This is a genomic window from Rhodopseudomonas infernalis (assembly GCF_022271405.1).
GTDB lineage: Bacteria > Pseudomonadota > Alphaproteobacteria > Rhizobiales > Xanthobacteraceae > Rhodopseudomonas > Rhodopseudomonas infernalis.
Map to the genome: position 1 here is coordinate 23,987 of NZ_JAJNAL010000046.1, position 10,218 is coordinate 34,204.

Consider the following 10,218-nt stretch of genomic DNA (forward strand, 5'->3'; position numbering starts at 1 on the left):
GGATTGGAATACGCCTGAAATATTGGAGACGTCAAATGTCTTAAAAAGCCGGCGTTAATGAACAACGATACAGAGACAGAATAATAGACGTGCGTATTTTCTCGAACTTAATCTCCGGTTGCGTCGTCGCTTTACGTACTATCACCGACCGCCGTACTTTCTTCGTAATAGTACAAGCATCATCGAAAGCGCAACCAGCACAGCCGCCGGAAGCTCTCCGACACGCGCGTAGACGGTCGGGGACATTGCAGCCGGGAGTGTCGCGTCTAGCACACCTTCAACACCGAGACCGAGTTGCGCGACGATACGTCCGACCGGATCGATAACAGCAGAAATGCCCGTGTTTGCTGCACGCACCATCGGCAGTCCCTGCTCGATGGCGCGCATCCGAGCCTGCTGCAGATGCTGATAGGGACCGGTCGAATTGCCGAACCAACCATCGTTGGTGAGATTCAAAATCCATCCCGGACGACGTCCACGGATATCGATCTCATCGGGGAAAATCGCCTCGTAACAAATCAGCGGCAGCAGCGGCGGCGCGTTCGGCAGTTCCATGGTGTGGCGCGCGGTGCCGGTGAGGAAGCCGCCCTGCACCTTGGTGAGTTGCACGAAGCCGATCTTCTCCATCCAATTCTGGTACGGCAGAAATTCACCGAATGGCACCAGATGCAACTTATCGTAGACGGACAGCAACGAGCCGTCGTGATCGATTGCGTAGATGGAATTGTAAGCCCTGGTAATGCGGCGTCCGGATGGCATTTCGGGCGGGCGAACCGCGCCGGTCAGCAGGATGGTGCCCTTGGGCAACAGTTCGGCAATTTGCGCGAGCGCATCGGGCTCGCGCGCCAGAAAGAACGGGAACGCCGACTCCGGCCAGATCAGCAGCGCCACGTCGCGCACGCCGGTCGCGTCGGGTCCGGTCGCCCGATCCGACAGGCTGAGGTATTTCTGCATGACGTCGGCTTTGGCGGCGTAATTGAAGCGCTGGTCCTGCTGCAGGTTGGGCTGCATGATCCGCAGCCGCACGCCGTCGACCAGCCGGGTCGGATGGTTCTGCAGCCGCACGGCGCCGAACCCCGCCATCATGATCAGCACGATGAGCGCCGCCGTCGGCGCGAGCCAGCGCCGCCTGGTATCGGCCGTATCGTCGAACAGCGCCGCCGGGCTGGCGAACACCGCGACCGCCACGAAGGTCAGCCCCCAGATGCCGATCAGCGACAGGCTCTGCGCAAGCGCCAGCGGCTCGGTGAGCGCGTAGCCGAACGCATTCCATGGGAATCCGGTGAGGAGATGGCCGCGCAGCCATTCGGCGATGGTGAGCGAGCCCGCGAGCGCGACAACGCGCCAGGCGCCGCGCACCCACAACAGCCGCGCCAGCGCGAAGCCCAGCGCGGAAAACAGCGCCAGATAGGCCGGCAGACCGCAGATCGCGAAAGGCAGCAGCCAGGCGAACGTATCGGCATCGACCAGGAAGGCGTAGCCGATCCAGTACAGCCCCGGCACGAAGTAACCGAAGCCGAACCACCAGCCGGCGATCGCCGCCGCCGGCACGCCGCGCCGCTTGCCGGCGGCGGCTCCGTCGATCAGCCACACCACCACCGGGAACGTCACGAACAGGACCGGCCAGGCGTTGAACGGCGCCATCGCCAGTGACGACAGTGCGCCGGCCAGCATGGCGATCGCGGCGCGCTTCCAGCCCCATGCGAGGATGACGCTGGAAGCGGCGCGGCTCAGCAGCTTTGGCATGTCGGGATGTGCTCGCTCACTCGCTGGGCGGCGGAGGATTCGGATGAGTAGTCTCGGCAGGCGGTTGGGCCGCGGCGTCGGTCGCCGGCTCGCGGCGCCGCGTCTCGCGCGGGCGCGGCGCCGGGCGCTCCTTGCGGATGCCGATGCGCAGTCGCTTGACGCGGCGCGGATCGGCATCGAGCACTTCGATCTCGTAGGGGCCGGGGCCCGAGATCACTTCGCCGCGCACCGGCAGGCGGCCGACGTGATTGACCAGATAGCCGCCGAGCGTCTCGACATCCTCGCCGGCCTCGCCGGGCACGAAGCTGTCGCCGATCATCGCGCGGGCGTCTTCGAGGCTGGTGCGGGCGTCGGCGATGAACGAGCCATCGGCCTGCTTGACGATCGACGGCGGCACCGCGCTGTCGTGCTCGTCGTCGATCTCGCCGACGATCAGTTCGACGATGTCCTCGATCGACACCAGCCCGTCGGTGCCGCCATATTCGTCGACCACCAGCGCCAGATGCGTGCGCGCCGCCTGCATCTGCGCCAACAGATCGATCGCCCGCATCGACGGCGGCACGTAGAGCAGCTTGCGGATGATGCCGGTCTCGGTCAGCGGCATCTTGAGATCGATCGCCTTGAGATCGAGCCCGGCCGGCAGCGCCTTCTTGCGCTTGGCGACGACCTCCGGCTTGACCTTCGCGTTGGCGGTCATGAACGCGACGAGATCGCGGATGTGAACCAGGCCGACCGGATCGTCGAGCGTTTCGTTGTAGACCACCAGGCGGGAATGCGCAGCGCCCTCAAACAGGCTCATCAGTTCGCCGAGAGGAATGTCCTGCTTGATCGCCACGATATCGGCGCGGTGGACCATCACGTCGGCGATGCGGCGCTCGTGCAGCCCGAGAATGTTGCGCAACATGGTGCGCTCGAGCGTCGAGAAGCCGGTGTCGTCGGGCGGGCTGGTATCGAGTACGACCTGCAGATCGTCGCGCACCGAACCAGGCTTCCAACCGAACAGCGAACGGATCGCCCGGATCAGCCAGGCGGCGCCGACCGGCCTGAGAACTTCGCCCTGATGCACCACGGCGGGCAATTGCTGCCCCGATCCGGGATCCTGCTCCGATGTCTGCGCGATGCTACGCGTACTGTCGCCGTCCGGCATGTCAGCTCACCCGATCCTGATCGGCATAGGGATCCGGAATGCCGAGCCCGGCGAGAATGCGGCGCTCGGCGCTCTCCATCGTCTCGGCCTCGGCATCGGTCTCGTGATCGTAGCCGACCAGATGCAGAAAGCCATGGACCGCCAGATGGCTGAGGTGATGATCGAACGGCTTGCCCTCGTGGTCGGCTTCGCGGCGCACGGTCTGATACGCGATCGCGATGTCGCCGAGCAGCCGCGGCGCGCCGTCCTCATCCTGATAGTCCGCCTCCGGCGCCGGAAACGACAGCACGTTGGTCGGCTTGTCGAAGCCGCGATACGACGCGTTGAGCGCCCGGATGCCGTCGTCGTCGGTGAGCATCACGGCGAGTTCGGCGCCGCCGGTGTCGGCATCGACGGCTTGTGCGGCGGCTTCGATGGCGCGCAGCACGACGGCCTCGGCGGTGGCTTCGGACTGCCAGCACTCGGCGGCGATGACGACCTCGGTCGCGGGAATGACTGAACTACTCATCGGGATCAAAATATCGCTCTGAGCCGTCCCGATGCAATCGGCACGGCATCCGGTGGTGAAGTATGACATCACTTCGCGCCGCCGGCCTTCGGCGGAGCCCCCTCATAGGCGGCGACGATCCGCGCTACCAGTTCGTGCCGGATGACGTCCTCGGCGGTGAAATTCACTTGTGCGATGCCCTCGACGCCCGACAGCAGCCGGACCGCCTCCGACAACCCGGAGGTCGCGCCGTTCGGCAGATCGACCTGGCTCGGATCGCCGGTGACGATCATGCGCGAATTCTCGCCGAGCCGGGTCAGAAACATTTTCATCTGCATCGAGGTGGTGTTTTGCGCCTCGTCCAGGATGATCGCCGCATTGGTGAGCGTGCGGCCGCGCATGAACGCGAGTGGCGCGATTTCGATCTCGCCCGATTGCATCGCGCGCTCGACGATCCGCGCATCCATCAGGTCGTACAACGCATCGTAGATCGGCCGCAGATACGGATCGACCTTTTCGCGCAAATCGCCGGGCAGGAAGCCGAGCCGCTCGCCGGCCTCCACCGCCGGGCGCGTCAGGATGATCTTGTCGACCTCCTTGCGCTCGAACAGCTGCGCGGCGTGCGCGACCGCCAGCCAGGTCTTGCCGGTGCCGGCCGGGCCGATGCCGAACACCAGCTCGTGGCGCTTCAGCGCGCGGATGTAGGAGTCCTGCGCGGCGGTGCGTGCCCGCACCAGACGCTTGCGCAGATTGACGGCCTCGAACGCGCCCGCCGCCGGCTTGGCGTCGAATTCGAACAGCGAGCCCTGCGCGATCACCGCGCGGATCGCACCGTCGACGTCGCCCTGGCTGAGCTCGCCGCCCGAAATCGCCTGCGCGTACAACGCCTCGAGCACCCGCCTGGCCGAGTCGCAGCCCTCGCGGGAGCCCGAGATGGTGATGTGGTTGCCGCGCGAATCCACCTCGACGGCGAGCCGGCGCTCGATCCGCGCCAGGTTCTGCCCATACGGGCCGACCAGAGCGGAGGCGGCGCGGTTGTCGTCGAAAGCGACGACCACTTGGGTCTCGGGTTGGGACAAAGGTTCGCGATCGAGCTTGCGGCGGGAAATCAGCGAGGACGAATCCGATACGCTTTTTGCCAAGGGGCTCAGGCTCCAGTGGCGGCCAGAGGACGAGCATGCTGCGGCGGCGTGGCCGCCAATTCGCCGAGCAGGCTGTAGCGCTCGAGAGAGTCGATCCGGACCGGCAGGATCTGCCCGACAAGCGCGTCGGGCTCGAGGCCGGGACCGGGAAACACATGTGCCGGCTGCAGATAGGCGGTGCGGCCGACGATCTGGCCCGGCTTGCGACCGGCGCGCTCGAACAGCACGTCCACGGTCTGGCCGATCGCCGCCTTGTTGAAGGCCGACTGCTGACGATCGATCAATTGCTGGAGCCGCTCCAAGCGTTCGTCCATCACCGCTGCAGGCACCATCTCCGGCATCTCCGCCGCGGGCGTGCCGGGCCGCGGCGAGTACTTGAACGAATAGGCGCCAGCGTAGCCGATTTGTGTGACCAGTGCGAGAGTCGCGGCGAAGTCCGTGTCGGTCTCGCCCGGGAACCCCACGATAAAATCCGACGAGAAGGCGATCTGCGGCTGTACGGCCCGGAACCGGTCGATCACCCGGCGATAATCCGCCGCGCTGTGCTTCCGGTTCATCGCCGCCAGGATGCGGTCGGACCCGGACTGCACCGGCAAATGCACGAACGGCATCAGCTCCGGCAGGTCGCGGTGCGCGGCGATCAGATCGTCGTCGACGTCGTTGGGGTGGCTGGTCGAATAGCGCAGCCGGGCGATCCCCGGGACCGCGGCGAGCCGCTGCAGCAGCCGGCCGAGCGTCCAGACCCGGCCATCGGCTCCTTCGCCGTGATAGGCGTTGACGTTCTGGCCGATCAACGTGATCTCGCGAACACCGTTGGCGGCCAGCCGCTCGACATCGGTGATGATCGCCGCGACCGGCCGCGACACCTCGGCGCCGCGCGTATAGGGCACCACGCAGAAGGTGCAGAACTTGTCGCAGCCTTCCTGCACGGTGACGAACGCCGAGACGCCGCGGGCACGGATCATCTCCGGCCGCGGCTGCGGCAGGAAGCCGAACTTGTCCTCGACCGGAAACTCGGTCTCCAGCGCCCGGCCCTGCGCGTCGGCGCGGGCCAGCAATTGCGGCAGATGGTGATAGCTTTGCGGCCCGACCACGACGTCGACCACCGGGGCGCGGCGGACGATCTCCTCGCCCTCGGCCTGCGCGACGCAGCCCGCCACCGCGATCTGCATCCGCCGCCCGCTCTGGGCGGCCTCGTCGCGCGCCAGCCGCAGCCGGCCGAGTTCGGAATAGACCTTCTCGGACGCCTTCTCGCGGATGTGGCAGGTGTTGAGGATCACCAGATCGGCGTCGTCGACGCTCGCGGTCTCGACAAAGCCTTCCGGCGTCAGCACGTCGACCATGCGCTGGGCATCGTAGACATTCATCTGACAGCCATACGACTTGATGTGCAGCTTGCGCGGCGGGGCCATGACAACCGAAGTCTGAGAGGGAAGGAGCCCTGCAATACAGGCGAAACCCGGCGAAATCCAGTCGGCGGCTTCCCGGCAGGTGCCCGGCGGGCGGTTTCTTCAAATGATGTCAGGCAGTTGCCGCATGTCGGCGAAGGTCGCGGCGGCGCCGGCGGCGCGCAGCCGCTCGGCCATGCCGGGCCCGCAATGGCTGCCGCCGACAAAGCCCAGCGCCCGCATCCCGGCCGCCCGCGCCCCGGTGATCCCCGGCACGCTGTCCTCGACAACCACGCAGCGCTCCGGCGGCGCGCCCATCTGCGCCGCCGCGTAGAGAAACAGGTCGGGCGCCGGCTTGCCGTTTTCGACCTGCTCGGCGGAAAACATATGCGGCCCGAACCGTGCCGCCAGACCGGTGCGGGCGAGCGCGAAGGCGATGCGCTTCAACGTGCCGCTGGAGGCGACGCAGACCGGCTGTGCCAGCGCGTCGAGCGCGTGTTCGATGAACGGGATCGGCGCCAGCTCGGCGGCGAAGCTGCGCAGCACGTCGGCGACGAGCTGCTCTTCCAGCGCGTCGTCGAAGGCACGGCCGAGCTCGGCCTCGATCTCGCGCAGAGCTGCACGCCCGGAGCGGCCCAGGAAACGCTCGGCGACTTGTTCGGTGGTGATCGGATAGCCGTGCCGGGTGAGCGTTTCGGCATGGACGCGGCAGGAAATCACTTCGCTGTCGACCAGAACGCCGTCGCAGTCGAAGATCACCAGATCGCAGGTCAATCAGGCACTTTCATCACTCCGCGTCATGCCCGGGCTCGTCCCAGGCATCCACGCTTGCTGACAAACCCACGCCAAAGACGTGGATGGCCGGGACAAGCCCGGCCATGACGGAGTGGATGAGTGCGCGACCAAAATCAAGCGCCGACGAAGCTGCTGCGCCAGGCTGCTCGCTCAGGCTTTTTCCTCGTCGAGCGGGACGCAATACAGCTCGAGCCGGTGATCGACCAGCTTGTAGCCGAGCTTGCGGGCGATCTCGGCCTGCAACGTCTCGATCTCTTCGCTGGTGAACTCGATCACCTTGCCGTCGCGCAGGTTGATCAGGTGATCGTGATGGCTGTCGCGCATCTGCTCGTAGCGGGCGCGGCCCTCGCGGAAATCGTGCCGCTCGATGATGCCGGCATCCTCGAACAGCTTGACCGTGCGGTACACGGTCGAGATCGAGATCTTGTCGTCGACCGCGACGCAGCGGGTGTACAGCTCCTCGACGTCGGGATGATCGACCGACTCGGCGAGCACCCGCGCGATCACGCGACGCTGTTCCGTCATGCGCATACCGGTGGCAGCGCAGCGGGCTTCGATTTCAGTGGCCTTCACATCGGACATCGGCGTCAACGCAATGTTGGAATGGGTTCAGCGGCGAACGTTGTGCCACCGCGCGAAAATTAGGACAAGTCGCGACGCATTATCAATGCGTTCAATTGCTCTCCGTCGGGCTGTCGGTAGTAACGCTCGCGACGGCCAACGATCGTAAACCCGGCACGCTGGTACAAGCGACGCGCCGGCTGATTGTTCTCCTCGACTTCGAGGAAGACTTTGGCGACACCGCGGCCGGCAAGATGGCCGAGATGCGTCAGTAACAACTCTCGCGACAACCCCCGTCCACGGTAGCTCGACGCCACTGCGACCGACAGGATCTCGGCTTCGTCCGCACCGAATCGCGACGCGATGAACCCGATGATCTTCCGACCCATACGCAACCGGTGGATCAACGTATTGCGCTGGCTCAAAAGCTCGGCGAATTCCTCCTCGCTCCAGCCGCTGTGAAACGAGCCGCCGTGCAACTGCGCCAGCTTGGCGGCGTCGCGCAGCGAGGCAGGCTCGACCGCGGTGTCGGCATAGCCCCAGATTTCGGCGAGCCAAGTCATCATCAACAAGTCTTCATCAGCAGGTCGTCACGAGCAGATCGTTACGCGACATTGGGGAGGGTCGTGGTCATCACGAATCAGGCGGCCGGCTGCGCGGCGCGTGCCAGCGCGTCGGTCTGCGGCTTGGCGTCGGGTGCGCGCAGATAGAACGGCCGCGCCGGCGCGACCTCCGGATTTGCGGCGGCGCCGAGCCAGGCGATCCAGAAGATGTCCGGGGCGGGCTGCTGATCGATCAGCGGCGCAGGCGGCGTGAGCGCCGGCCAGCGCGCGGCCAGCAGCGCCGCCGCATTGCCGACAAGACGCGGCGCACCCTGGCGCGCGGCTTCCAGCGCTTCGGCGATCGGGCCGACGCGCGGCCGCACCAGGCGCGTGCCATTGCCGCTGACGAGTTGGTAGTAGACATGATCGTGCCGCGCATCGATCGCCGACAGGATCGGCGTGTCGTCGCGTTCGCTCACCAGAGGCGCCGCGTAGGCAGAGAGGGTCGTCAGGCCGACCACCGGCTTGTCGGCCGCCAGCGCGATGCCACGCGCCGCCGACAGGCCGACGCGCAGCCCGGTAAAACTACCAGGCCCGGTCGTAACGGCGATGCGGTCGAGATCGGCGAAGCCGAGGCCGGACGCCTGCATGACGCGGGCGAGCATCGGCACCAGCGCTTCGGCATGGCCACGCTGCATCGGCTCGGACTCGGAGGCGAGCAGCCGATTTGCGTCGGTGTCGAGCACTGCGGCCGAGCAGGCTTCGAGCGCCGTATCGATGGCGAGGATCAACATCCGCCGAACATATCAGCAATGCGACGGGCGCGTCATGTGCCTGCCGGACACCATCGACAAAGAATTGCTGACAGTGTCGGCGGAGGCGCAGAATGGCGCGACGCACCATGCTCACCGCGCGGAAATCCGCCTGTCAGGTGACGGGGCGGACCTCGGTCACTTCGGGCACGAAGTGCTTCAACAGGTTCTGGATGCCGTGCTGCAGCGTCGCGGTCGAGGACGGGCAGCCGGAGCAAGCACCCTTCATGGCCAGATAGACGATGCCGTCCTTGAAGCCACGGAAGGTGATGTCGCCGCCGTCATTGGCGACCGCCGGGCGGACCCGGGTCTCGATCAGGTCCTTGATGATCTCGACCGTCTCGGCATCGCCTTCGGCGTAGAACTCGTCGTCGTCGTCGGCATCGCCGTCCGACTGGCCATCGGCCAGGATCGACGCGCCCGACATGTAGTGCTCCATGATGGCGCCGAGGATCGCCGGCTTAAGATGCTGCCAGTCGCCGCCGTCCTTGGTGACGGTGACGAAATCCGAGCCGTAGAACACGCCGCTGACGCCGTCGACGCCGAACAGCCGCTCGGCCAGCGGCGAGCGCGCCGCCTGGCTGCGGTCGGTGAACTCCATCGTGCCGCTGTCGAGCACGACACGGCCCGGAATGAACTTCAGGGTCGCGGGATTGGGTGTCGGTTCGGTCTGGATGAACATGGAGGTCTCCGTCGTCGCCGGTTCAAGGCCGGTGCGTGGGATATGTTTGGGTCAATGCCAGCCGCGTGGCTCTATGGCGACGAGGCACCGCTGGCGCTGTCATGTCCTAGCAGATAGCCACCACGAACGCACGGTTCAACCCGCGGGCTGTTCCGGAGCGCGGACGAGCGCCTGAAACGATTGAGGTTTTTTGCGACCCTCAGGCCAGCGCGTCGATGTCGTCGTCGGTCAGGCTGGACGCCACCATCACCACCGGAACCGGGAAGTTGCCGAGATGGCGGACCATTGCGGTGACGATCGGGCCCGGGCCTTCGGGACCGTCGCTCGCCGCCAGGATCAGCCTGGTGATGTCGGCGTCCTCCTCGATTACGGCGCGGGCTTGGGCGATGGTCTCGCCCTCGCGGATCACCCGCTCCGGGGTGATGCCGGACACGCCGTTGGCGCGGCCGGAGGCGCGGTCCAGCGCCTGTTCGGCAATCTCGATCGCTTCGGCACGCATGACGTCGGCGACGCCCAGCCATTGCTGATTCTGGTCGGGGATCTCGATCACCCGCAGCATCACCACCCCGCCGCCGACCCGCGCCGACCAGCGGCTGGCGTAGTACACGGCGCGATCCCACTCGGCGGTGTCGTCGACGATCACCAGGGATTTCGGCTGGTGGCCGGACTCGTAGCTGCGTCGCTGGCTGCTCATTGGTGTCCCCGAAGTTCCCAAGCGCGCCCGCGCTGCCGGGCGATGCTGCCATGAGGTCGCGACGCAGGACAAGGGCACGCGCCTCATGATCACGATCGCAGCGAAGCTGCCAGTCGGTCCGGTGCCGTCATCCTGAGGCGCGAGCGCAGCGAGCCTCGAAGCATGCGGCCGCGCGGACCGGCGCTTGTGGCCATCCTTCGAGGCGCACGCTGCGCGTGCGCG

11 protein-coding genes are annotated in these 10,218 nt (G+C 66.4%); all 11 read right to left on the reverse strand.

Annotated features, from left to right (window positions below; all coding sequences use genetic code 11):
* Positions 1–141: 141 nt before the first annotated feature.
* The 11 genes from lnt to LPW26_RS22310 all read right to left on the reverse strand — a co-directional run bounded on the left by lnt (position 142) and on the right by LPW26_RS22310 (position 9,996).
* Positions 142–1,746: an apolipoprotein N-acyltransferase gene (gene lnt, locus LPW26_RS22260; protein WP_238737894.1), complete on the reverse strand. Its 1,605-nt coding sequence runs from the start codon at positions 1,744–1,746 to the stop codon at positions 142–144.
* A 16-nt stretch (positions 1,747–1,762) separates the two neighbouring features.
* A complete protein-coding gene (locus tag LPW26_RS22265) occupies positions 1,763–2,893 on the reverse strand; it encodes a hemolysin family protein (RefSeq protein WP_238737895.1) in 1,131 nt (376 codons plus the stop codon).
* A 1-nt stretch (position 2,894) separates the two neighbouring features.
* Positions 2,895–3,401: an rRNA maturation RNase YbeY gene (ybeY, locus tag LPW26_RS22270; RefSeq protein WP_238737897.1), complete on the reverse strand. Its 507-nt coding sequence runs from the start codon at positions 3,399–3,401 to the stop codon at positions 2,895–2,897.
* A 68-nt stretch (positions 3,402–3,469) separates the two neighbouring features.
* The gene (locus tag LPW26_RS22275; RefSeq protein WP_238737899.1) at positions 3,470–4,522 is read right to left on the reverse strand and encodes a PhoH family protein; all 1,053 of its coding nucleotides are present in this window, start codon (positions 4,520–4,522) and stop codon (positions 3,470–3,472) included.
* A gap of 5 nt (positions 4,523–4,527) precedes the next feature.
* Positions 4,528–5,934 (reverse strand): tRNA (N6-isopentenyl adenosine(37)-C2)-methylthiotransferase MiaB, encoded by a 1,407-nt coding sequence (miaB, locus tag LPW26_RS22280; protein ID WP_238737900.1) that lies wholly within the window; start codon positions 5,932–5,934, stop codon positions 4,528–4,530.
* 99 nt (positions 5,935–6,033) lie between these two features.
* Positions 6,034–6,684 carry an HAD family hydrolase gene (locus LPW26_RS22285; RefSeq protein ID WP_238737902.1) on the reverse strand — a complete coding sequence of 217 codons (651 nt, stop codon included), beginning with the start codon at positions 6,682–6,684 and terminating at the stop codon, positions 6,034–6,036.
* Between the two features lie 171 nt (positions 6,685–6,855).
* Positions 6,856–7,287: a Fur family transcriptional regulator gene (locus tag LPW26_RS22290; protein ID WP_238737904.1), complete on the reverse strand. Its 432-nt coding sequence runs from the start codon at positions 7,285–7,287 to the stop codon at positions 6,856–6,858.
* A 59-nt stretch (positions 7,288–7,346) separates the two neighbouring features.
* A complete protein-coding gene (gene rimI / locus LPW26_RS22295) occupies positions 7,347–7,832 on the reverse strand; it encodes a ribosomal protein S18-alanine N-acetyltransferase (RefSeq protein WP_238737906.1) in 486 nt (161 codons plus the stop codon).
* A 74-nt stretch (positions 7,833–7,906) separates the two neighbouring features.
* Positions 7,907–8,602 (reverse strand): tRNA (adenosine(37)-N6)-threonylcarbamoyltransferase complex dimerization subunit type 1 TsaB, encoded by a 696-nt coding sequence (gene tsaB, locus LPW26_RS22300; protein WP_238737908.1) that lies wholly within the window; start codon positions 8,600–8,602, stop codon positions 7,907–7,909.
* 133 nt (positions 8,603–8,735) lie between these two features.
* Positions 8,736–9,302 carry a NifU family protein gene (locus LPW26_RS22305; protein ID WP_238737910.1) on the reverse strand — a complete coding sequence of 189 codons (567 nt, stop codon included), beginning with the start codon at positions 9,300–9,302 and terminating at the stop codon, positions 8,736–8,738.
* Between the two features lie 199 nt (positions 9,303–9,501).
* On the reverse strand, positions 9,502–9,996 hold the full coding sequence (locus tag LPW26_RS22310; RefSeq protein WP_238737911.1) for a universal stress protein: 495 nt from the start codon (positions 9,994–9,996) through the stop codon (positions 9,502–9,504).
* Positions 9,997–10,218 lie beyond the last annotated feature (222 nt).

Excerpts from the sequence above, each read along its gene's own strand:
- LPW26_RS22310 (WP_238737911.1), bottom strand. The coding sequence starts at position 9,996 with ATGAGCAGCCAGCGACGCAGCTACGAGTCCGGCCACCAGCCGAAATCC.
- miaB (WP_238737900.1), bottom strand. The coding sequence starts at position 5,934 with ATGGCCCCGCCGCGCAAGCTGCACATCAAGTCGTATGGCTGTCAGATG.
- LPW26_RS22265 (WP_238737895.1), bottom strand. The coding sequence starts at position 2,893 with ATGCCGGACGGCGACAGTACGCGTAGCATCGCGCAGACATCGGAGCAG.
- LPW26_RS22305 (WP_238737910.1), bottom strand. The coding sequence starts at position 9,302 with ATGTTCATCCAGACCGAACCGACACCCAATCCCGCGACCCTGAAGTTC.
- LPW26_RS22290 (WP_238737904.1), bottom strand. The coding sequence starts at position 7,287 with ATGTCCGATGTGAAGGCCACTGAAATCGAAGCCCGCTGCGCTGCCACC.
- ybeY (WP_238737897.1), bottom strand. The coding sequence starts at position 3,401 with ATGAGTAGTTCAGTCATTCCCGCGACCGAGGTCGTCATCGCCGCCGAG.
- tsaB (WP_238737908.1), bottom strand. The coding sequence starts at position 8,602 with ATGTTGATCCTCGCCATCGATACGGCGCTCGAAGCCTGCTCGGCCGCA.
- rimI (WP_238737906.1), bottom strand. The coding sequence starts at position 7,832 with ATGATGACTTGGCTCGCCGAAATCTGGGGCTATGCCGACACCGCGGTC.
- lnt (WP_238737894.1), bottom strand. The coding sequence starts at position 1,746 with ATGCCAAAGCTGCTGAGCCGCGCCGCTTCCAGCGTCATCCTCGCATGG.